Annotated in this window: 19 protein-coding genes; 4 read left to right on the top strand and 15 right to left on the bottom strand. The window is 63.6% G+C overall.

Annotation, left to right across the window (positions count from 1 at the left end; all coding sequences use genetic code 11):
- Positions 1-81: 81 nt before the first annotated feature.
- Positions 82-834 (bottom strand): MIP/aquaporin family protein, encoded by a 753-nt coding sequence (locus tag QF015_RS00870; RefSeq protein WP_310204511.1) that lies wholly within the window; start codon positions 832-834, stop codon positions 82-84.
- A 168-nt stretch (positions 835-1,002) separates the two neighbouring features.
- Positions 1,003-2,787: a glycerol-3-phosphate dehydrogenase/oxidase gene (locus tag QF015_RS00865; RefSeq protein ID WP_310204508.1), complete on the bottom strand. Its 1,785-nt coding sequence runs from the start codon at positions 2,785-2,787 to the stop codon at positions 1,003-1,005.
- Between the two features lie 122 nt (positions 2,788-2,909).
- Here QF015_RS00865 and QF015_RS00860 point away from each other — a divergent pair, with 122 nt between their 5' ends.
- The 4 genes from QF015_RS00860 to QF015_RS00845 are packed head-to-tail and all read left to right on the top strand — an operon-like array spanning position 2,910 to position 6,821.
- Positions 2,910-3,872, top strand: coding sequence for a sugar-binding transcriptional regulator (locus tag QF015_RS00860; protein WP_310204505.1), 963 nt, complete (start codon positions 2,910-2,912; stop codon positions 3,870-3,872).
- Positions 3,873-3,906: 34 nt separating this feature from the next.
- Positions 3,907-4,788 (top strand): aldo/keto reductase, encoded by an 882-nt coding sequence (locus QF015_RS00855; RefSeq protein WP_429386263.1) that lies wholly within the window; start codon positions 3,907-3,909, stop codon positions 4,786-4,788.
- A 9-nt stretch (positions 4,789-4,797) separates the two neighbouring features.
- A complete protein-coding gene (locus QF015_RS00850) occupies positions 4,798-5,742 on the top strand; it encodes an alpha/beta fold hydrolase (RefSeq protein WP_429386260.1) in 945 nt (314 codons plus the stop codon).
- Positions 5,739-6,821, top strand: coding sequence for a glycosyltransferase family 4 protein (locus QF015_RS00845; protein WP_310204496.1), 1,083 nt, complete (start codon positions 5,739-5,741; stop codon positions 6,819-6,821). Before QF015_RS00850 ends, QF015_RS00845 begins: the two co-directional genes overlap by 4 nt.
- Positions 6,822-6,828: 7 nt before the next feature.
- Here the strand turns inward: QF015_RS00845 and QF015_RS00840 are convergent, their stop codons facing one another.
- From QF015_RS00840 to pyrR, 13 genes are all read right to left on the bottom strand, one after another.
- Entirely contained in the window at positions 6,829-8,928 is a 2,100-nt protein-coding gene (locus QF015_RS00840) for a primosomal protein N' (protein WP_310204492.1), read from the bottom strand.
- 163 nt (positions 8,929-9,091) lie between these two features.
- Positions 9,092-10,321 carry a methionine adenosyltransferase gene (metK, locus tag QF015_RS00835; RefSeq protein WP_429386256.1) on the bottom strand — a complete coding sequence of 410 codons (1,230 nt, stop codon included), beginning with the start codon at positions 10,319-10,321 and terminating at the stop codon, positions 9,092-9,094.
- A 76-nt stretch (positions 10,322-10,397) separates the two neighbouring features.
- Positions 10,398-11,648 (bottom strand): bifunctional phosphopantothenoylcysteine decarboxylase/phosphopantothenate--cysteine ligase CoaBC, encoded by a 1,251-nt coding sequence (coaBC, locus tag QF015_RS00830; protein ID WP_429386253.1) that lies wholly within the window; start codon positions 11,646-11,648, stop codon positions 10,398-10,400.
- 28 nt (positions 11,649-11,676) lie between these two features.
- The gene (gene rpoZ / locus QF015_RS00825) at positions 11,677-11,937 is read right to left on the bottom strand and encodes a DNA-directed RNA polymerase subunit omega (protein ID WP_017197559.1); all 261 of its coding nucleotides are present in this window, start codon (positions 11,935-11,937) and stop codon (positions 11,677-11,679) included.
- Positions 11,938-11,976: 39 nt separating this feature from the next.
- A complete protein-coding gene (gmk, locus tag QF015_RS00820; protein ID WP_310204481.1) occupies positions 11,977-12,549 on the bottom strand; it encodes a guanylate kinase in 573 nt (190 codons plus the stop codon).
- Positions 12,550-12,570: 21 nt separating this feature from the next.
- Positions 12,571-12,897: an integration host factor, actinobacterial type gene (gene mihF, locus QF015_RS00815; protein WP_310204478.1), complete on the bottom strand. Its 327-nt coding sequence runs from the start codon at positions 12,895-12,897 to the stop codon at positions 12,571-12,573.
- A 103-nt stretch (positions 12,898-13,000) separates the two neighbouring features.
- Positions 13,001-13,867: an orotidine-5'-phosphate decarboxylase gene (gene pyrF, locus QF015_RS00810; RefSeq protein WP_429386248.1), complete on the bottom strand. Its 867-nt coding sequence runs from the start codon at positions 13,865-13,867 to the stop codon at positions 13,001-13,003.
- Positions 13,860-17,168 carry a carbamoyl-phosphate synthase large subunit gene (gene carB, locus QF015_RS00805; protein ID WP_429386245.1) on the bottom strand — a complete coding sequence of 1,103 codons (3,309 nt, stop codon included), beginning with the start codon at positions 17,166-17,168 and terminating at the stop codon, positions 13,860-13,862. The genes pyrF and carB overlap by 8 nt, the downstream gene beginning before the upstream one ends.
- A complete protein-coding gene (gene carA, locus QF015_RS00800; RefSeq protein ID WP_310204470.1) occupies positions 17,168-18,415 on the bottom strand; it encodes a glutamine-hydrolyzing carbamoyl-phosphate synthase small subunit in 1,248 nt (415 codons plus the stop codon). The genes carB and carA overlap by 1 nt, the downstream gene beginning before the upstream one ends.
- A complete protein-coding gene (locus QF015_RS00795; RefSeq protein WP_310204467.1) occupies positions 18,396-18,917 on the bottom strand; it encodes a hypothetical protein in 522 nt (173 codons plus the stop codon). Before QF015_RS00795 ends, carA begins: the two co-directional genes overlap by 20 nt.
- Positions 18,917-20,242 (bottom strand): dihydroorotase, encoded by a 1,326-nt coding sequence (locus tag QF015_RS00790; protein ID WP_310204464.1) that lies wholly within the window; start codon positions 20,240-20,242, stop codon positions 18,917-18,919. The genes QF015_RS00795 and QF015_RS00790 overlap by 1 nt, the downstream gene beginning before the upstream one ends.
- The gene (locus tag QF015_RS00785) at positions 20,242-21,249 is read right to left on the bottom strand and encodes an aspartate carbamoyltransferase catalytic subunit (RefSeq protein ID WP_310204461.1); all 1,008 of its coding nucleotides are present in this window, start codon (positions 21,247-21,249) and stop codon (positions 20,242-20,244) included. Before QF015_RS00785 ends, QF015_RS00790 begins: the two co-directional genes overlap by 1 nt.
- Entirely contained in the window at positions 21,246-21,830 is a 585-nt protein-coding gene (pyrR, locus tag QF015_RS00780) for a bifunctional pyr operon transcriptional regulator/uracil phosphoribosyltransferase PyrR (RefSeq protein ID WP_310204459.1), read from the bottom strand. Before pyrR ends, QF015_RS00785 begins: the two co-directional genes overlap by 4 nt.
- Positions 21,831-21,882: the final 52 nt, after the last annotated feature.

Below are 21,882 nucleotides of genomic sequence, written 5' to 3'. Positions count from 1 at the left end.
GTGACGTCCTTGTCTGTTTGTTAACTACTCGGTTTGTTAACTACTCGGTGGTGTGGGGTTGTGCGGTTGGGTGCGTGTGGTTCAGCCGGCAAGTGCGGGCATGATGTCAGGAACCCACAGGGCCACGAGCCCTGCCAGCGCGCCGCCGACCAGTGGTCCGACGACGGGGATCCAGGAGTAGGCCCAGTCGCTGCTGCCCTTGCCCTTGATGGGGAGGACAGCGTGCGCGATGCGGGGGCCGAGGTCACGTGCGGGGTTGATGGCGTAGCCGGTAGGACCACCGAGGGACACACCGATACCAACAACAAGCAGCGCTACCGCCAGCGGGCCGAGGCCCGAAGGGGTTCCGCCGAAGGTCAGGATGACGAAAACCAGCACGAAGGTACCGATGATTTCGGTGACAAGGTTCCACGGGGTGGACCGGATGGCCGGACCGGTGGAGAAGGTTCCCAGCTTGTTCGCGGCAAGGGGCTCTTCATCGAAGTGCTGCTTGTACGCAAGCCAGCAGACCACCGCACCCAGGAAGGCACCCAGCAGCTCACCGCCAAAGTAGGTCAGGGTCGAACCAAAGGTCACGGCAACATCCGGGGCGTACTCACCCTTTCCGTTGACCAGCAGACCCAACGTCACTGCCGGGTTCAGGTGCGCACCGGACTTTGCAGCCACGAAAACGCCCGCGAAGACCGCAATACCCCAGCCCCACGTCACCATCAAGAATCCAGCGTTGTTGCCCTTGGTGCCTTTGAGCGCAACGTTTGCCACGACACCGCAACCCAGCAGGGTCAGCATCATGGTTCCGAATACTTCGGAAAGGAAAACAATTCCAAGAGACATCTTTGACTCCTCATTTTTCTGTTGTCAGCCCCCTCGCGGGTGAAGAGGCTGTTTGGGACGGTTCCGTTGCCGGAACCGTCCCGGTGTGGTGATCCCCTGACGGGCCCACCTACCCCATTCCGTCCCTGCCGCACGCCGGGACGGTCAAGCTGTTTCCGCTGCTTGGTGTCAGGCTACGAGGCTGTGCACGTCAACCTTGTGGAACCGCTGCAACACCTCTTGTGCGTGGCGGATTTCCGCTTCCCGGGCAGCAGCATCCCATCCGAGCGGCCCGGCCAGGGCGGCAGCGATTTCATTCAGCAGTTCGCCGGTCACCAGGCCGCGGAACGCCAGGGACGTCCGGCGGATGAGCACATCCACCAGGTGCCCGATCTGCTCGTGCTCAGCCATGAAGGCCAACTCGCGGACGCTGAGTTCGCGGGTGGAACGCAATGGCTGGTCCTGCCCTGCGTTGAGGTACCCGATGACGGATTCGGCCCGCGTTCCATAGCGGGTCAGCAGCCCGGCAACCCGGTCAGCGTCCAGGCCGGGACCCATGTGCTTCTTGATCCATTCCTGTTCGCCCTGTTCGGTGGCAGGGAAGCCGGCACCGCCGCCGATGGCGAGTTTCGCCGTCGAGACTTTGCGTTCCATGCCCAGCTCGCGCAGGACGTCGTTGGTCATGTGTTCGGCCAAGGCACGGAAGGTGGTCCACTTGCCGCCCACCAAGCTGAGGACGACGGCGGCCTTACCGCCCGGCGTTGCGACCGCAGCGTCGCCGGTGCGGACGCTGCGCTCGATCCGGTAGTCCCTGGAGACGAATCCCGGCTGCGTTTCATCGTGCCGGGGCAGCGGACGGACGCCGGCAAAGCTGTAGACGATCTGGTCCCGTTCCACCTTGATGGTGGGGAACACATGACCGACGAGGTCGAAGAAGTAATCGATCTCTTCTTCCGTGCACACGGCGTCTTCGGACATGTCCGCATCGACGTCGGTGGTGCCGACCAGCACCCGGTCGCCCATCGGGTAGATGAGCACGATGCGTCCGTCGGTGTGCTCGAAGAAGATTTCCCGGCCGTTGCAGGCGGCGAGGAGTTCAGGGTGGTCAAGGACGATATGGGACCCTTTGGTGCCTCCCATGAACTTGCTGACGGCCCCCATCGCCTGGTTGGTAAGGTCCACCCATGCGCCGGTGGTGTTGACGATGACGTCGGCCTGGAATTCAAACTCCTTGCCCGTCAGTTCATCGCGCAGCAGAACGCCTTCCGGGCCCATGGACACGAGAGAGACGTAGTTGCTGGCGCGGGCGGTTCCGCCGGGAAGACCGCCGCCCCGGCCTGCCTTCTCGCCATCCTGCAGGACATCGAGGGTCAAACGTTCCGGGTTGTGCACCGAGGCATCGAAGTAGGTGGCTGCGTACTTGATGCCGGAGTGCAGCTTGGGCAATTCGGCCAGGGCCTTGGTCCGGCCGCGGAACTGGTGGCGGGGAACGCTTCCGCCGTCCCGGGAGAAGAAGTCATACATGCTCAGCCCCACCTTGATGAGGAACGCGCCTCGCTCCTTGGGCTTGCCCTGCTTGTGCGTGAGGAACCGCATGGGTGCGGAGAGGATCCCGGAGAAAGTGCTGAAGATAGGGATGGTGGTTTGCAGCGGCTTGACGTAGTGCGGCGCAATCCGCAGGAGGCGGTTGCGCTCCACCACGGACTCCTGGACCAGGCGGAACTCGCCGTTTTCGAGGTAGCGGATGCCACCGTGGATCATGTGGGACGAGGCACCACTGGCACCCTGGCAGTAGTCACCGCGTTCGACCAACGCGACGTCGACGCCCTGGAGGGCGAGATCGCGGAACGTTCCGACACCGTTGATGCCACCGCCGATGATCAGCACCTTCGCCGTGGGCCGCTCCTGCAGTGCAACGACGGAGTCGCGCTGCTGTGCGTGCTGTGAGGTACCGGAAATCCTGTTGTGTCCCAAAACTGCTCCCTTGGGCTTGGTTCGTGCGCCGCGCCACTCGCTGCTGCACCGTTCACCACTAATCTTGCGAAGGTGGAAAATGGAGTCAAGCTATTTGCACAAACGTGCAGGAAGGAAATGAGATGGCACGATCACGTCACTCGGATGCGCTCCGGGCTGCACAGATGTATTACCTGCAGGACCTGACCATGGATGCGATCGCCCGTGAGCTGCGGACCTCCCGATCCACGGTCTCCAGGCTCCTGTCCTCGGCCAGGGAAACAGGCTTGGTCCAAGTCCAGATTCGCAGCCCCTTCGACACCGGCCCGGAGCTGGAAAGCCAGATCCGGAACCAGTACGGAGTGGACGTCCACGTAGTACCGGTCCTGGATACCCTCAACGAGGCAGAGACTCTGGACCGCGTAGCCATGCAGGCCGCGCGGACAATTGGCCCCTTGGTGGACTCGAACGCCATCATCGGCGTGGCCTGGGGCGCGACGCTGAGCGCGGTCAGCCGGCATCTCACGCGGAAGGTGACGCACGACAGCATCGTGGTCCAGCTCAACGGTGCTGGAAACATGCAAACCACCGGCATTACCTACGCCAGCGACATCATGCGCCGTTTCGGCAGTGCGTATGGAGCGCGGGTGGAGCAGTTCCCGGTGCCCGCATTTTTTGATCACGCCTCCACTAAAACGGCGATGTGGAATGAGCGCAGCGTTCAGCGCATCCTTGATTTACAGGCACGCATGAGCATCGCGATTTTCGGCGTTGGCTCCGTCGATTCCGACTACCCGAGCCACGTCTATGCCGGCGGTTATCTCGACGAACACGACCTCACCATGCTGGCCGAAGACGACGTCGTGGGCGACGTTGCCACCGTATTTTTCCGCAGCGACGGATCGTCGGACGGCATCACCCTCAACGAACGGTCCACGGGCCCCAGCCATGAGCAATTGCGGCAAGTCAGGCGCCGCATTTGCGTGGTGTCCGGTGCCTCCAAGATCAATGGACTCCAGGGAGCACTGGCAGCCGGGCTGGCCACGGACCTCATTCTGGACGAAGCCTCCGCACGACGCCTGGTCAGTTTCAATGGCCACTCCTGAAGCAATCGTGCAAGGAATGGGTAGAGTCATTGATATGAGATTCCCGGCCCGGCAGACATTGAACAACGGCGTACAGATGGACAGCCTGGGATACGGACTCTATAAAGTGCCCCCGAAGGACGCCGAAGCCTTGGTAGCCACAGCCCTGGGCGAGGGGTACCGGCGCTTTGATACGGCCGCAATGTACGGCAACGAAGTCGGCGTCGGACGAGCCATCGGCGGCGCAGTCGGAGATGCCGCGGAAGCCAACAGGGGAACGGGCGGTTCCGGAGAATCCGTTCACACCCTTGCACGGGAAGACCTCTTCGTCACCACCAAGGTCTGGAACGATGACCACGGCTACGACGCCACCCTTCGCGCCTTCGACACGTCCATCTCAAACCTTGGGCTCGACTACGTTGACCTCTACCTGATTCACTGGCCGTGCGCCGGGCGGGGTCTGTTCGCGGAAACCTACAAGGCCTTGGAGACGCTCTACCGCGAGGGAAAAGTGAGGGCCATCGGCGTATCCAACTTCCAGCCGGGACACCTCGAAGAGCTGATGCAAAAGGCCGAAGTTGTCCCTGCGGTCAACCAAATCGAGCTGCACCCTTGGCTGCAGCAGACCCGACTCCGGACTCTGCACGAACAACTCGGTATACGTACTGAGGCGTGGAGCCCCCTGGGCCGGGGGCAGGTCCTGGCGGATCCCGCCATTGTGGCCTTGGCAGCAAAGTACCGCCGGACCCCGGCACAGGTCATTTTGCGATGGCATCTGCAGCTGGGAAACCTGGTGATTCCGAAGGCAAGCTCAGCGGGACGCATCAAGGAAAACTTTGCCATCTTCGATTTTGAACTGGACGACGCTGACATGGACGGCATGGCCGGACTCGAACGGCACCATAGAACCGGGTCGCACCCGGACAACGTGAACTAGGGAGAGCATATGGACAACGTGGACACTGTGCACTCCCCCCGGGGAGCCAAGGCCCCCGATGACTTCTTCAGCAAGTTCCTGCCAGGGCGGACTCATGCTTCGGATGTGGAGGTTGACGGCAGCAATGTGGCCTACTGGACGTACGAACCGGTCAACGAAACGCCGGCCACCCGCACCATCCTGGTCATTCATGGCTTCCGGGGCGACCACCATGGACTGCTGCGGGTCGCAGACCAGCTTCCGGAGATGCGCATCATCATGCCGGACCTGCCGGCCTTCGGAAGCTCCGATCCGTTCGTTGATGATGAGCACACTGTTGAACGCTACGGTCAGTTCATTTCCGGCTTCATGTCGGAGCTCGGCCTTGGGCCAAAGACCGTCCTGCTGGGCCACTCCTTCGGTTCGATCGTCGCCAGCCACTTTGCAGCGAAGCACCCACACGCCGTCTACCCGCTGATCCTGATCAACCCCATTGCCGCGCCCGCGCTGGAGGGTCCAAAGGGCATCATGACCAAGCTCGCTGTGCTGTACTACCAGGCGTCGGCCAAGCTTCCGCGCCCCTTGGGACTCGCGATCCTCCGCAATCGGGCGATCGTGCGCATCATGAGCATCACCATGGCCAAAACCAAGGACAAAGCCCTGCGCCGTTTCATCCACGGCCAGCACGACGCCTACTTCAGCGCCTTCGCCGACAGGAAGAGCCTGCTGGAATCCTTCAAGGCATCCGTCTCAGGACACGTGGCTGAGGTTGCCGAACAGCTCACCCTCCCGGTGCTCCTTGTGGCCGGTGAAAAAGATGAGATCGCCACCCTTCCCAACCAGTACAAACTCATGAAGCGCCTTCCGGACGCGAGGCTGGAAGTCATTCCCGGCGTCGGGCACTTAATCCACTATGAGACGCCGGTCCCGGCGGCAGAAGCCATCCGCACCTTCCTGGAGGAACATCCCGCGTGAAAATTGTCATCGACGCCCGCTTTACCAGGACGGACCACCACGATGGCATCAGCCGCTACGGTTCAAGCCTCATAGCCGCAACATCCAAAATCGCCGACGTCACCATGCTGATCAGCGATAAGCGCCAACTTGCCCTGCTGCCGGACGTCCCCTACGTGCTGGTCAACAGCCCGTTGTCACCCGTCGAACTCTTCGTAGCACGCAAAGTCAATCCCCTCAATGCCGATGTGGTGGTGTGCCCCATGCAGACCATGGGCACCTTCGGCCGCCGGTACGGACTGGTGCTCACACTCCACGACCTCATTTACTACCAGCACCCGACACCCCCTGGCTTCCTGCCCGCACCCGTGCGTGTGCTGTGGAGGCTGTACCACAAGGCTTACTGGCCGCAGCGTCTCCTGCTGAACCGCGCGGATATCGTGGCCACCATCAGCCGAACCACCGAAGCGTTGATGGCCAAATACAAACTGACCAAACGGCCCGTCCGGATAGTCGGCAATGCCCCTCAGCCAGGTCAGTCGCCACGCGATCCGGGCTCCGGCGCAGACAAAACCCTTCTCTACATGGGTTCGTTCATGCCGTACAAGAACGTAGAGACGATGATTCGGGGGATGGCCGGACTGCACGATTACACCTTGCACTTGCTCAGCCGGATCACCCCGCAACGTCAGGCTGAGCTCGAGGCTATGGTTCCCACCGGCGCCAAGGTCCAGTTCCACAACGGTGTCACCGACGCCCAGTACGACGAACTGCTGCTCAGGGCAACTGCCCTGGTCAGCCTTTCCCGCGCTGAGGGGTACGGCTTGCCGTTGGTGGAAGCCATGGCACTGGGAACCCCTGTCATTGCCAGCGACATCCCGATCTTCCGTGAAGTGGGCGGAGACGCTGTCAGTTATGTCGACCCCGGATCACCCACGGAGTTCGCCGGTGCTGTGGCTGCGCTCGGTGACGACGCACTTTGGCAGCAGCGCTCCCGTCAGTCCGTTAAGCGGGCATCCGAATTCACCTGGGACGAGTCGGCGCGGCAACTGCTTGCTGCTGCCGAGGAAGTCGTGGCACTGCGTAAACGCCGGCCCTAGTGTTCTCCTAGAGGACGTCCACGCCGTCCAGGCGAAGTTGTACCGGACCCGACGTGCGCTTGGCGGCGCTGGCAGCCTTCACGGCCCGCAGGGCACGCGTGGCTTCGGCAGCGTCGCCGTACGGCAGGAAATACAACGTCCGGACGTCCTCATCCGCCTCGCTTGAGGCGCCCTGCGAGGCCCCTGGGTAAAGCTGGACCGGCGCAGGACCGGCCTTACGGAGCTTGCTGCCCGACGGCAACGTCGCGCTAGCTTCGAAGGCATCCGCGAAATGCCCGACGTCGGCCCTGGTACCGGTAATTGACGCCACCCGCACCGCTGGGGGCAGATGGAGTTCCTTCCTCAGAGCCAGTTCCCGTGATGCGAAACCCGGCGCGTCCCAGCGCAGCAGCGCACCCGTGGCGACCGTATCGTCAGCCGTGATCACCACGAGGCCGCCTTCACGGGCGGGTTTGACCAAGGCTGCGGCGTTGAACCACCGCCTGACAGTGTCCTCCCCCGCCCGGAGGTTTTCCCTCCGGAGCAACGAGTTGCCGTCCAACAGCAGAGCGGCAGCATAGCCCCCGGGAGCCACCGGCTCGGCTCCCACGGTTGCCACCACAAGGGCAGCAGTATCGGGAACTGTTGCCTTGATGTGTTCACCGGACGAAGTCACCACAGCCTTGCCAGGGAACGCACGGCCCAATTCCTCTGCGGTGCGCATCACGCCGGCTGCACCGCGACGCAGCCGGGTTCCGTTGCAGTGGGTGCATCTCCACTGGGGGGCCGGTGTGGAGCACCACCTGCACGCAGGTACAGCAGAGCCGCTGGACACCGCCAGAGGCCCCTGGCAGGCGTTGCAGCGGGCCAGTTCCCGGCACGTTTCGCAGACCAGCGACGGCGCATATCCGGCGCGTGCCACCTGGACCAGGACCGGCCCGCGCTCCAAGCCTTCCTTGGCCGCACGCCACGCCGAGCCCGGCAAACGGGCGATCCGCGCCAGGGGATCCCGTTCCTGCTCGAAACTGTCGGCGGTGTTCAAGACCCGCGGAACAGTCGAACGCACCACGTTTCGTGGCGCTTCAATCGGTACGGCCCACTGCATCTCGACAAGACGCTGGAGTTCGGTGCTGCGGCTGTGGGAAGCCATGAGGCACGCGGCGTTCTCCTGCTCGGCACGCAGCAGCAAAACTTCCCGAGTGTGTGCGTACGGTGCCCGTTGCTCAATATGAAGGTCGTCACCGTCATCCCAACACACCACCAAACCAAGGTCGCGTACGGGCGCATAAGCAGCTGACCGTGTGCCGATAGCAACCCCGGCGGATCCGTTCAGAAGCCGAAGGAAGTTCCGGTAGCGGGGGGTCTGCCCGTCGTCCGCAGTGAGCCTTGCGACGTCGGACTTCGGCAGGACCCTCTCCAGGGCGGCTTCCAGTTGCTCCAGGTCCCGGTAGTCGGGCACGACCACCACGGCGCCCCGCCCCGAGGACCGCACCGCAGCTACGGCGGAAGCAACAAGTGCGGGCCACCCCTCCGGACCGAAACCCTGAAGCGCCGTGAGGACAGCCTTCGGCGAACCGCCACTGGCGAGGTGCTGCAAATAGGGGGCCCCGTTGGAGTACGAAGCCCAAGCATGGGCACCACTGTCCGGCGCCGGGTCCAGCACCGCCTCATCTGAATCTCCGGACAGCAACTCCTTCTCCACCTTGGCGATGCGGGGAGGAATCGCAGTCCGAAGGACATCGCTCAGTGTTCCGGCGTACCTGGCAGCAACCCTGGCCGCGAGCTCTGCGATGGCCGGGGTAAGGACAGCTACCGGCGAGACGACTTTGTGCAGGGCAGTCAAAGGGTGTGCCGCATCGGAGGTCGTGCGCCGCTCTGTGATGTAGCCGTTCAGTTCCTGGCCGTTGAACTTGACCTTGACCCGGACCCCGGGGGCAGCCGCTTCGGCCAGCACGGCTGGAACACTGTAATCGAAAGGCCGGTCCAGGTGGGGCAGGGAGGACTCCAGAACCACGCGGGCTACGGGGTCCGTTTCTGCCAGAGGCGGGCCGTTGACGGGAAGGCGGTCCGGGAAGCCTTGCAGCAACGAGGGTTGAAGCAGGGACGGCTGGGCCTCGGGTCCTGCCATGCACTTCACCTCCAACTCATCAAGCGGAAAATCGCTGCGCGTCACCAACGCAGATGCCCGCAGCAGGATGGAACCCGCTGCGGGCATCTCACTGGCACCAGCCAATCACGGGCCACCGACAAAGTAGTAACCCCGGATGGCACCGGCTAAATCGACAAAGCGATCAGGCGTTGAAATATTCCTTCAGGTCGGCAACGCGGTCCAGACGCTCCCAGGTGAAATCGGGCTCGTCGCGGCCAAAGTGTCCGTGGGCTGCTGTCTTGGCGTAGATGGGCCGCTTGAGGTCCAGGGCATCGATGATTGCGCGGGGACGCAGGTCGAAGAGTTCGTCGATGGCCTCGCTGATGCGGGCCGGGTCCACGGTCTCCGTGCCGAACGTCTCAACGTACGTCCCGACCGGGCGGGCCTGGCCAATCGCGTAGGCAATCTGGATTTCGGCACGCTTGGCCAGTCCGGCGGCCACCACGTTCTTGGCAACCCACCGCATGGCGTAGGCAGCCGAACGGTCAACCTTGGACGGATCCTTGCCTGAGAAGGCGCCGCCGCCGTGCCGGGAGAACCCGCCATAGGTGTCGACGATGATCTTGCGTCCCGTGAGGCCGGCGTCTCCAACCGGGCCGCCAATGACGAAGGCACCGGCAGGGTTCAGGATGTTAGCCGTGCGCGAGAGGTCGAGGTTCGAGGCCGCCATCACCGGATCGATGACGTAGCTTGCGAGGTCCGCCCGAAGCTGCTCAAGGCTCGCTTCTTCGGCGTGCTGGCTCGAGATCACTACGGTTTCCACAGAAACCGGGCGGTCGCCGTCGTACCCTACCGTAACCTGGGTCTTGCCATCCGGGCGGAGGTAAGCCAGCTCGCCGTTTTTGCGCACTTCGGTAAGCCGTTCGGACAAGCGGTGGGCAAGCCAGATGGGCGTCGGCATGTATGAGGCTGTTTCATCACTGGCATAGCCGAACATGATGCCCTGGTCGCCTGCGCCCTGGAGGTCGTAGTCATCCTCCTGGCGGCCTTCGCGGGCCTCGAGGGAGTTGAAAACTCCACCGGCGATGTCGTTGGACTGCTGGCCGATGGACACCGAAACGCCACAGCGGGCGCCGTCAAAGCCGTTGGCCGAAGAGTCGTACCCGATCCCGAGGATGGTCTCACGGACGATCTGTGGAATTTCCACGTAGGCGTCGGTAGTGACTTCACCCGCCACATGCACCAGGCCAGTGGTAGCCATGGTCTCAACGGCCACGCGGGATTCAGGATCTGCGGCCAGCAGCGCATCAAGGATGGAGTCGCTGATCTGGTCGCAAATCTTGTCCGGGTGCCCTTCAGTGACCGACTCGGAGGTGAAGAGCCGGAGCTTGAACGGGGTTCCATGGTGTTCATGGTGCAGCGGTAAAGTCACTCGACCACCTTACTGGGTTGCGGGACGGCGGCATCTGCCGTGTGTCCCTATGCTAAGAATTCGGGTGTGGGCTCAGTTACAGGACGGGGAAGGCCCGCGTAAGCTCAGCGCCCACCCGGTCCACCACCGCTGCCGCAACGTCGGCCTTCGAACCGGCTGCCGATTGTGGTTCGGCGCCGTGTCCGGACAAGATGACCACGGAATTGTCGTCCTGGCCGAAGACACGGCCAACCCCAACATGGTTGACGACCAGAAGGTCACAGCCCTTGCGTTCAAGTTTCGCCGCGGCGTGCTCCAGGACATCGCCCTGGGCATCGCCCGTTTCAGCCGCGAACCCCACAATCAACTGCCGGCCGCCGTCGGCATTGCGCCGTTCGACCAGCTCATGGAGGATGTCCGGGTTCCGGACCAGGCGCACCAACGGCGCGTCCTCGCCGTCGACCTTTTTGATCTTGGTATCCGAGACCTCCGCCGGGCGGAAATCCGCAACGGCAGCAGCCATGATGACGACGTCGGAATCCACTGCCGCTTTCAGCGCCGCCTCGCGCAGTTCCAAGGCTGACTCAACGCGGACAAGCTCGACGCCGGCGGGTGGCTCCACGTCCATATGCGCGGCCAGGAACCGAACGGTTGCTCCGGCAGCCAAAGCCGCAACAGCCAAAGCGGCCCCCTGCTTTCCTGAGGAGCGGTTGCCCAGGAATCTGACCGGGTCCAGGGCTTCCCTGGTTCCGCCGGCCGAGATCGTGACGACACGTCCGGCCAGAGGCTGATCCGCCGCCGCCGGGGCTTTGGCGTCGTCCCCGGGGCCAACCAAGGCCATGGCCGCGGCGAAGATCGCCTCCGGCTCCGGCAGCCGGCCAGGACCCGAGTCGGCACCTGTGAGTCGACCGGAAGCCGGCTCCAGCACCGTCACGCCGCGGCTGCGCAAAGTCTCGACATTGGCCTGGGTTGCGGCGTGCTGCCACATTTCCGTGTGCATCGCCGGAGCAAAAAGGACGGGCCCGTGGGCCATGAGCAGCGTGTTGGTGAGGAGGTCGCCCGCTTGTCCTGTCGCCGCCTTTGCCAGCAGGTCAGCCGTCGCAGGGGCAACCACGATCAGGTCAGCTTCGTGGCCCAAACGTACGTGGTTGACCTTCTCGACGTCGTCGAAGACGCTGTTGCTGACAGGGTTGCCTGACAGGGCTTCCCACGTCGCGACACCAACAAACCTGGTGGCCGCTTCAGTGGGGATGACCGTGACCTTGTGGCCGGCTTCAGTAAAAAGCCGGAGGAGCGATGCGACCTTGTAGGCTGCAATCCCTCCCCCGACTCCGAGGACTATGCGCACGTGACCTCCGTCAACAGGCAGTCTGTACTTATTCTGCGGGCTCGATCGGCGTGGAAACCAGAAGGCCTTCGTTGATCTCGCGCAGGGCGATGGAAAGCGACTTCTCGTTCAGCTTGGTGTCAACCAGCGGGCCGACATACTCAAACAGGCCCTCGTGGAGCTGGGCGTAGTAGGCGTTGATCTGGCGGGCGCGCTTGGCGCCGAAGATGACCAGGCCGTACTTGGAATCAGCAGCCTCAAGCAGCGAATCGATCGGCGGGTTGATGATGCCTTCAAGGTTCGTGGACACGAATTCTCCAAATTATAGCGGGCCAACAAATGCAAGCGCTTAGCGCTGGTGCGGGGTAAGCCCCATGAGTGAAACAAGCTCGTCCGCTGCCCGGCGTACGTCGTCATTGATGACGGTGTGGTCAAACTCCGGTTCAGCAGCAAGTTCCAGTTTAGCGGTTTCCAGCCTGCGCTGCTGTTCCTCGGGAGTTTCGGTGCCGCGGCCCACCAGGCGGCGGACCATTTCGTCCCAGGTGGGCGGTGCCAAGAACACGAAATTCGCGTCCGGAACGGCCTGCTTGACCTGCCGTGCACCTTGGAGGTCAATCTCCAGGAGCACGGACTTTCCCTCGGCAATGGCGGCGTTGACGGTGCTGCGGAGCGTCCCGTAGCGGTTCTGCCCGTGCACCACAGCCCACTCCAGCAATTCACCGTCTGCCACCAGGGAATCGAACTCCTCGGCGGACTTGAAGAAGTAGTGAACGCCATCCTGTTCACCCGGACGCGCTGCCCGGGTTGTGGCCGAGACTGAGAGCCAGACCTCCGGATAGTTGTCCCTGATGTAGGTGGATACGGTTCCCTTGCCAACGGCAGTGGGGCCTGCAAGGACAGTCAGTCCGGGTTTCTTGCTCACGGATTCCTTCGGGGAGATGCGTCAAACGCTTTGCTGGGTATCCATAAAATCTACCAGCGCCCGGGCCTGGTGAATTCCCAGCCCCCTGATGCGCCGGGATCCGGCGATGCCTATGTCCGCCATGATCCCGGCCGCCCTGACGGGCCCAATACCCGGCAGGGCCTCCAGGAGTTCCACTACGCGCATGCGGGCAATCGCCTCGTCGGTGGCACTCGACGAAATCAACTCCGCAATGCTTACCTCGCCGCGCTTGAGCCGCTCTTTGGCGGCGGCACGCACTGCCCTCGCCTTGGCGGCCTTCTCCAACGCATCGGAACGCTCCTGTGGTGTCAGCTCTTTCAGGCCCACTGCCAAACCCCTGTCAGATCGAGATTGTGATCCAGATCACGCGGACTGATCCTGAACCTACCGGCAGGGGCGCGGTTGCGCAATGACTTGAAGCAGCGCGGACCTAAGAACGAAGCCCGTCCAGCGTCCCTTCGGTTGCCGCACGCAGGGCGGCCACCGATGGACCGGCAGCCAGGATGCCCCGGCTGGAGGTGGCCAGGACAGTGGGATAGGCAGACCCGAAGGTAGCCCGGAGGTCCGCGGGGGTTGCACCCTGGGCGCCGAGCCCGGGCGCAAGGATGGGTCCACGGACCGGCCCCAGATCGATCTTCAGGTCCTCCAGGGCAGTCCCGATCGTCGCTCCGACCACCAAGCCCACGGACCCCATCGCACCGTCATACCGTTGGTTCTCGACGGCAGCGGCGGCGGCAATCCTGCGGGCCACCGAATCGTCACCGCCCACGTGCTGGACGGACTTCCCTTCCGGATTGGATGTCAGGGCCAGGACGAACACTCCCCTGCCGTACCGGGCGGCCAGGTCCAGGGCCGGGCGCAGCGACTCAAAGCCCAGATAAGGGCTGAGCGTCACGGAGTCAGCGGCCAAGGACGAACCGTCACGCAACCAGGCATCCGCGTAAGCCGCCATGGTGGAGCCGATATCCCCACGCTTGGCATCGGCGATGCTGAGCACGCCTGCTTCGGACGATGCGGCCAGGGTGCGTTCCAGGACGGCCATACCGGCAGAACCGTGGCGTTCATACAGTGCAACTTGCGGCTTCACCGCGGCAGCGAGGGAAGCCACGGCCTCCACCACTGTCAGCGAGAAGCGCTCCAGGCCGGCGACGTCGTCGTTCAATCCCCACCCGGCCAGAAGCTGCGGGTGCGGATCAATTCCGACGCAGAGCGGGCCACGGGAATCCATGGCGGCCGCCAGCCGGGAGCCAAAGGACTCCCGGGCCGGCTGCTGCGCGTGCTGGTCCGATTCAGGCATTGGCAGCTTCCACTGCCGACGCCAGGTTGGCTGCGTGTTCCTGCAAGCTGGTCACGGACCACTCGTAAGTGCGGAGTGCCTCAATGGCCTGGACCGCTGCGTTGAATTCGGCGACGGTGGTGATGCAGGGAATACCGATGGACGTCGCCGCGGCGCGGAGTTCGTAGCCGTCGCTGCGGGCTTCGCCACCTGACGGAGTGTTGAAGACCATGTCGATCTCGCCGGCAATGACGAGGTCGGCGATGGTGCCTTCCCCTTCAGCACTGCTGCCCTCGGCCACCTTACGGACCGGAGTTGCCTGGATGCCGTTGCGGCGCAGGACGTCGGCCGTTCCACCGGTGGAGACAATTTCGAAACCGAGGTCGGAGAGTCGCTTGACGCCCATGATCACCGAACGCTTGTCGCGGTTGGCCACCGAAACGAAGATCTTGCCTTCAGTGGGCAGCGCGTTGTTCGCTGCAGCCTGGCTCTTGGCGAAAGCGGTGTCGAAGTGCTTGTCGATACCCATGACTTCACCCGTGGAGCGCATTTCAGGGCCGAGGAGGGAGTCCACAACCTTGCCTTCGGGCGTGCGGAAGCGGCTGAACGGAAGCACTGCTTCCTTGACTGCCACAGGCGCATCCAGGGGCAGCGTGGAACCATCGCCGGTTTCCGGCAGCATCTTGTAGGCACTGCGGAGCTGGTTGATGGTGACACCCGTGCCGATGAGGGCTGCCGCCTTGGCCATCTGCACGCCTGTTGCCTTGGAGACAAACGGCACCGTACGGGAAGCGCGGGGGTTGGCTTCCAGCACGTACAGGACGTCGGAGGCCAGCGCGAACTGGATGTTGATGAGGCCGCGGACGCCCACACCCTCTGCGATGGCACGTGTAGCTGTGCGGACGCGCTCGATCACGTTGTTGCCCAGGGTGATCGGGGGCAGGACACAGGCGGAGTCACCGGAGTGGATACCGGCCTCTTCGATGTGTTCCATGATGCCGCCGAGGTACATGTCGGTGCCGTCGAAGAGCGCGTCAACGTCGATCTCGACGGCGTCTTCGAGGAAGCGGTCGATCAGCACCGGATGGTCCGGCGTGATTTCCGTGGCGTTGGCAATGTAACGGGAGAGGTTGGCTTCGTCGTAGACAATCTCCATGCCACGGCCGCCCAGGACGTAGGACGGACGAACAAGCACGGGATAACCGATTTCGTCGGCGATCTTCTTGGCGTCCTCGAAGGACACAGCGGTCCCGTTCTTCGGGGAGGTCAGGCCTGCTTCGTCCAGGACGCGGGCGAAGGCGCCGCGGTGTTCGGCGAGGTCGATCGCTTCCGGCGAGGTACCCAGGATCGGCACGCCGGCGTCGGCGAGCTGCTGGGCCAGCTTCAGCGGGGTCTGGCCACCGAGCTGGACGAAGACGCCCATGACGCCGCCAGTGCGTTCTTCTGCGGCAATGACCTCCAGGACGTCCTCGAGGGTCAACGGCTCGAAGTACAAGCGCGTGGAAACGTCGTAGTCCGTGGAGACAGTCTCCGGGTTGCAGTTGACCATGACGGTCTCGTAGCCGGCCTTGCGCAGCGCCATGGAGGCGTGGACGCAGGAGTAGTCGAACTCGATGCCCTGGCCAATGCGGTTGGGTCCCGAGCCCAGGATGATGACGGAGGGCTTGGCGTGCAGGCCTACTTCATCTTCTTCGTCATAGGAGGAGTAGTGGTAGGGGGTGTAGGCGGCAAACTCCGCGGCACAGGTGTCCACGGTCTTGTAGACCGGGCGGATACCCAGGGCATGACGGACACCACGGACTACTGCCTCATTGTTGTGCGTCAAGGCGCCGATCTGCTCATCGGAGAAGCCGTGGCGCTTGGCATTGCGCAGCGTTTCCTCCGTGAGAACACCGGCTTTGCGGATCTCCTGCGCCGTCTCGTTGAGCAGCTGCAGCTGGTCCAGGAACCAGGGGTCGATCTTGGTGGCTTCGAAGAGGTCCTCGACAGATGCCCCGCCCAGGAGTGCACGCTGCACCTGGTGCAGGCGGTCCGTGGTGGGACGCTTGGCCTTCTCGATCAGTTCGGCTACTTCGTACTCCGGCACGGAGCTGAAGTCCAGCTGCGAGCCCTTCTGCTCCAGCGAACGCAGGGCCTTCTGCAGCGCCTCGGTGAAGTTGCGGCCCATGGCCATTGCTTCGCCGACGGACTTCATGGTGGTGGTCAGCGTGTTATCGGCTGCCGGGAACTTCTCGAAAGCGAAGCGCGGGACCTTGACCACGACGTAGTCCAACGTCGGCTCGAAAGAAGCCGGCGTCTTCTGCGTGATGTCGTTGGGGATCTCATCCAGCGTGTAACCGAGGGACAGCTTGGTGGCGATCTTGGCGATGGCGAAGCCTGTGGCCTTGGATGCCAGCGCGGACGAACGCGAAACGCGGGGGTTCATTTCGATGACGACCACACGGCCCGTGGCGGGGTCGATGGCGAACTGGATGTTGCAGCCACCGGTGTCCACGCCGACTTCGCGGATGACGGCGATGGAGACGTCACGCAGCTTCTGGTACTCACGGTCGGTAAGCGTCAGCGCCGGGGCAACCGTGATGGAGTCACCGGTGTGGACGCCCACGGGATCGAAGTTCTCGATGGAGCACACAACAACGACGTTGTCGTTCTTGTCGCGCATCATCTCGAGTTCGTATTCCTTCCAGCCGAGGATGCTCTCTTCGAGAAGGACCTCGGTGGTGGGGCTGTACTGGAGGCCCTGGCCTACGATGCGGCGAAGGTCGTCCTCGTTGTAGGCCAGGCCGGAGCCCAGCCCACCCATGGTGAAGGAAGGACGGACCACCATGGGGTAGCCGAGGTCCTCCGCAGCGGCAAAGGCCTCTTCCATGGTGTGGATGATGTGGCTGCGGGCCGACTCTGCACCACAGCGCTCCACGACGCCCTTGAACTTCTCGCGGTCTTCACCGAGCTCAATGGCGGCAATGTTCGCGCCAATGAGTTCCACGTTGTACTTTTCCAGCACGCCGTTCTTGTCCAGGGCGATGGCGGTGTTCAAGGCGGTCTGGCCACCCAGGGTCGGCAGGATGGCGTCCGGGCGTTCCTTGGCGATGATCTTCTCCACCACCTCCGGGGTGATGGGCTCCACGTAGGTGGCATCGGCGAACTCGGGATCCGTCATGATGGTTGCCGGGTTGGAGTTCACCAGGATGACGCGGAGGCCTTCATCCTTGAGGACGCGCAGTGCCTGGGTACCGGAGTAGTCGAATTCGGCGGCCTGGCCGATGACGATCGGGCCGGATCCAATGACGAGGACGCTCTTGAGATCTGTACGCTTGGGCATTACTTCTTGTCCTCAGTCTTGGAGTCGGTGGAGGTGGCGCCTGTGGCCTTCGATTTCGAATCGGCCATGAGGTCGATGAAGCGGTCAAACAGGTAGGCGGCATCGTGCGGGCCGGCTGCGGCTTCGGGGTGGTACTGGACCGAGAACGCCGGGATGTCGAGGCAGGCGAGTCCTTCAACGACGTCGTCGTTCAACGACACGTGGCTGACTTCGACCCGCCCATAACGCTCTTCGGGGGCAACCGTGGCGCCGTTCAAGGGGGCGTCTACGGCAAAGCCGTGGTTCTGCGAGGTGATTTCGACCTTGCCTGTGCGGCGGTCCATGACCGGCTGGTTGATGCCACGGTGGCCGTAGCGGAGCTTGTAGGTTCCAAAGCCCAGGGCGCGGCCCAGGATCTGGTTTCCGAAGCAGATGCCGAAGTACGGCAGCTTCTCGTCCAGCACGGAGCGAAGCAGGGAAACCTGGTGTTCAGCGGTGGCGGGGTCGCCCGGACCGTTGGACATGAAGAAACCGTCAGGGTTCACTGCGTTGACGTCCTCCACAGTGGACGTAGCCGGCAGGACGTGCACCCGCACGCCGCGCTCGGCGAAACGCACCGGGGTCATGGCCTTGATGCCGAGGTCCACAGCTGCGATGGAGAACCGCGGCTCGCCTTCCCAACCGTGGTCCTTGGGTTCCACCACGTAGGCCTCATCGATGGAGACTTCCTCCGCCAGGGCGGCGCCTTCCATGGGAGCGCTGGCCAGGACGGTCTCCAGCAATTCCTTGTCGGTGGCCTGCGCGGCCTCGCCCGAGAAAATACCGGCACGCATGGTTTTGTGTTCGCGGAGGTGGCGGGTGATGGCACGGGTGTCGACGCCCTGGATGCCAACAATGCCTTGCTCCACCAGTTCGTCGTCAAGGCTTCGTTCCGAGCGCCAGTTGGACGGACGGCGTGCGGCATCGCGCACGATGTATCCGGCAACCCAGATCCGGCGGGATTCAGCGTCCTCGCTGTTCACGCCGGTGTTACCGATGTGCGGGGCCGTCTGGACGACCAGTTGGCGCGCGTAGGAGGGGTCGGTGATGGTCTCCTGGTAACCGGTCATCCCGGTGGCGAACACGGCTTCACCGAGCGCGGTTCCCTGGGCGCCGTAACTGCGGCCGCGGAACATGCGGCCGTCTTCGAGCACCAGCACTGCTGCTGAGGAGGTGGGTGTGGTGGCTGCTTTACTATCCGTCACTTTATTACTTTCCACTATCGGCATCTGCCTGAGGGGCTGCGGAGATCAATTCCTGGAGGGCTTCGAGGAGGAGCTGTTTGTCGGCTGCGTGCCTGGACCTGAATCCGGTGTCCAGTTCCCGGCCGCCGAGTTTCCAACTGATGACCAGGAGCCCGTCTTTCTCGACGAATTTCCCTGCCATTCCGTTGGACTCACGACTGTCCGCCAGTGCGGCGCGCGGGATGAAGACCGGGGCGGCGCCGGGGCGGTCGAACAACACGCCTTCGGCGTGGATGCTCAGTTCCGCGTTGGTCCTGATGCCCAGGCCCTGGACCGCGATCCGGTCCAGCCAGTCACCCGCCGTCGTGGTGGCAACGTACTGCCCCTCCGCGACGACGGTGGCCGGCGTTAGTTGCTGCGGCACCTCGGGAAGGCGTTCGACGTCGGCCTGTCGCCTCAGCCTGTTACGCCACCCCAGCCAAATCATCGCCAGGACGACAACGATCAACGGCACCGTGATGAGCACGGTCAGTGTCTGGTTATCCATTAGTTGCTGCTGACTGCCGGGTACCGGTACGGCGTGTTGAGCTTGCCGTCGAGGACCGTGGGGTGGCCCTTGAAGAACGTCGCCACCACGGATCCGGGCAGTTCCTTGCCCTTGAACGGTGAATTGCGGCCCATGGTTGCCATTTTATGGGGGTCGACGGTCCAACGCGCAGCCGGGTCCACCAGGATGACATTGGCCGGTTCGCCAACCTCCAGCGGGCGGCCCTGGTCGGCAACACGGCCGATGACCGCCGGCGTGAAGGACGTCACCCTCGCGAAGTCGGCCCAGGAGATGAGGCCGGTTTCGATCATGGTCTCCTGCACCACCGACAAGGCGGTTTCCAGCCCGGTCATGCCCATCGCCGCCTGCGCCCACTCGCATTCCTTGTGTTCGCTGGGGTGCGGTGCGTGGTCCGTGCCCACGACATCGATGGTTCCGTCAGCCAGGCCTTCACGGAGGGCCTGCACGTCGGCGTCCGTGCGCAACGGAGGGTTGACCTTGTACACGGGGTCATAGCTGCGCACCAGTTCGTCGGTCAGGAGCAGGTGGTGGGGCGTGACTTCGGCTGTCACGTTGATCCCCCTCGCCTTCGCCCAGCGGACGATCTCCACGGACCCGGCGGTGGAGACGTGGCAGACGTGGAGTCGTGAACCAACATGCTGGGCGAGCAGGACGTCGCGGGCAATGATGCTCTCCTCGGCAACGGCCGGCCAGCCAGTCAATCCCAGGACCGCGGAGACGGTGCCTTCATTCATCTGTGCCCCGGCGGTCAGGCGCGGTTCCTGCGCGTGCTGGGCCACCACGCCGTCGAACGCTTTCACGTACTCCAGCGCGCGGCGCATCAGGACGGGATCGTGGACGCAGATGCCGTCGTCGGAGAACATGCGGACCTGGGCGCGGGAGTCTGCCATGGCGCCGAGTTCGGCGAGCTGCTCGCCTGCAAGGCCCACTGTGACGGCTCCTACCGGTCGGACATCCACCCAGCCGGACGCGCGGCCCAGGCTGTGGACCTGCTCCACGACGCCTGCGGTGTCGGCCACGGGGTTGCTGTTGGCCATTGCGTGGACGGCGGTGAAACCACCGAGGGCAGCGGCGCGGGTACCGGTTTCCACCGTTTCAGCGTCTTCGCGGCCGGGTTCACGCAAGTGGGTGTGAACGTCCACCATGCCGGGCAAGGCGATGAGGCCCTCAGCCTCAATGACCGTGGCGTCCTCCGCGGCGAGGTCCTTGCCACGTGCTTCGATCATGCCGTCGCGGATCAACAGGTCTTCAGCTTCGCCGCCGAGGATGGCGGCCCCACGAATCAGGTAGGTGTTCTCGGCCATCAGTTGGTCTCCTTGCTGGACTGGCTTACGGTCGGGGCGGCTTCGCGGGAGTCCCCGGAGAGCAGCAGGTAAAGGGCCGCCATGCGGACGGATACGCCGTTGCGTACCTGGGCAAGAACGGTGGAGCGAGGCGAATCGGCAGCGGCGGACGATATTTCCAGGCCACGGTTCATGGGACCCGGATGCATGATGATGGTGTCCTTCATTCCAAGGTCATCCAGTGCACGGAGCCTTGCGTCGTCGAATCCCCAGCGCCGGGAGTACTCGCGGGTGGAGGGGAAGAACGAAGCGTTCATTCGCTCACCCTGGACACGCAGCATCATCATGGCGTCGGTGCCGGCTTCAAGGGTGTCGTCCAGGTTGTAGCTGACCTTGCAGGGCCAGTGCTCGACGCCGATGGGCAGCAGCGTGGGTGGCGCCACCAGCGTGACTTCGGCGCCAAGGGTTTTCAGCAACCAGACGTTGGACCGGGCGACGCGGGAGTGCAGGACGTCGCCGGCAATGGCTACCCGCATGCCTTGGAGGTCGGCACCGGTGGACCCGGTTCCGTTGACCCGCGACCAGTGCCGGCGCATGGTGAAGGCATCCAGGAGGGCCTGCGTGGGGTGTTCGTGGGTGCCGTCGCCGGCGTTGATGACGGCAGCGTCAATCCAGTCCGTTGCAGCGAGCCGGTGGGGCGCGCCGGAAGCCCAGTGCCGGATGACGACGGCGTCCGCACCCATCGCAGCGAGGGTCTGCGCCGTGTCCTTGAGGGACTCGCCTTTGGATACCGAGGATCCCTTGGCGGCGAAGTTGATGACGTCGGCAGAGAGTCGCTTGGCGGCGGCCTCGAACGAGATCCGGGTACGGGTGGAGTCCTCGAAGAAGAGGTTCACCACGGTCCGTCCGCGCAAAGCCGGCAGCTTCTTCACTTCACGCTCGCCGACGGCAGACATTTCTTCTGCCGTATCCAGAATGCGGATGGCATCGAAAGCGCTCAGGTTTTCGGTGGAAAGGAGGTGCTTCACTTGCCGGCCTCGATAACTACCTCGTTGACGGGCCCGCCGTCCACGGAGTCGGTTTCCTCGAGGTGGACACGGACCTTTTCCGCAGAGGAGGTGGGCAGGTTCTTGCCTACATGGTCTGCGCGGATGGGGAGTTCACGGTGGCCCCTGTCCACCAACACGGCCAAGCGGACAATCCGTGGCCGGCCGAGGTCCACCAACGCGTCCAGTGCTGCGCGGATGGTTCGGCCCGAGTACAGGACGTCGTCGATCAGGACGACAACCTTGTTGTCGATGCCGGACAACGGCAGCCGTGTGTGGCGAGGGGGCCGCGTGGGCTGGTGGGAAAGATCGTCACGGAACATGGTGACGTCCAGTTGGCCGACGATTGCTGCGGCGTTGACCGAGGGGTCGGCTGCTGCGATCTTCTTGGCAAGACGCACGGCCAAGGGATAGCCGCGACTGGGAATGCCCAACAGAACCAAATCCTGGGAGCCTTTGTTTGCTTCGAGGATCTCGTGGGCGATACGAGTGAGCGCACGGTCAATGTCCGCCTGATTGAGAACAACCCGCGACGGCACGTGTGCTGAAGTGACTTCAGTCATCGCTCGTCTCCCCTTTCCCCGCCTCACGGGACGGAATTAAAAAAGGAATATT

The sequence above is a fragment of the Paenarthrobacter sp. TE4293 genome, from assembly GCF_050435325.1.
Classification (GTDB): domain Bacteria; phylum Actinomycetota; class Actinomycetes; order Actinomycetales; family Micrococcaceae; genus Arthrobacter; species Arthrobacter nitroguajacolicus_C.
The sequence above is the reverse complement of the archived record's forward strand: the minus strand, read 5'-3'. Positions and strand labels throughout refer to the sequence as shown.

Coding starts and splice junctions, on each gene's coding strand:
- QF015_RS00860 (WP_310204505.1), top strand. CDS start 2,910: ATGGCACGATCACGTCACTCGGATGCGCTCCGGGCTGCACAGATGTAT.
- QF015_RS00870 (WP_310204511.1), bottom strand. CDS start 834: ATGTCTCTTGGAATTGTTTTCCTTTCCGAAGTATTCGGAACCATGATG.
- carB (WP_429386245.1), bottom strand. CDS start 17,168: ATGCCCAAGCGTACAGATCTCAAGAGCGTCCTCGTCATTGGATCCGGC.
- QF015_RS00855 (WP_429386263.1), top strand. CDS start 3,907: ATGAGATTCCCGGCCCGGCAGACATTGAACAACGGCGTACAGATGGAC.
- pyrF (WP_429386248.1), bottom strand. CDS start 13,867: ATGCCTGAATCGGACCAGCACGCGCAGCAGCCGGCCCGGGAGTCCTTT.
- QF015_RS00795 (WP_310204467.1), bottom strand. CDS start 18,917: ATGGATAACCAGACACTGACCGTGCTCATCACGGTGCCGTTGATCGTT.
- pyrR (WP_310204459.1), bottom strand. CDS start 21,830: ATGACTGAAGTCACTTCAGCACACGTGCCGTCGCGGGTTGTTCTCAAT.
- QF015_RS00790 (WP_310204464.1), bottom strand. CDS start 20,242: ATGGCCGAGAACACCTACCTGATTCGTGGGGCCGCCATCCTCGGCGGC.
- carA (WP_310204470.1), bottom strand. CDS start 18,415: ATGCCGATAGTGGAAAGTAATAAAGTGACGGATAGTAAAGCAGCCACC.
- QF015_RS00840 (WP_310204492.1), bottom strand. CDS start 8,928: ATGGCAGGACCCGAGGCCCAGCCGTCCCTGCTTCAACCCTCGTTGCTG.
- QF015_RS00850 (WP_429386260.1), top strand. CDS start 4,798: ATGGACAACGTGGACACTGTGCACTCCCCCCGGGGAGCCAAGGCCCCC.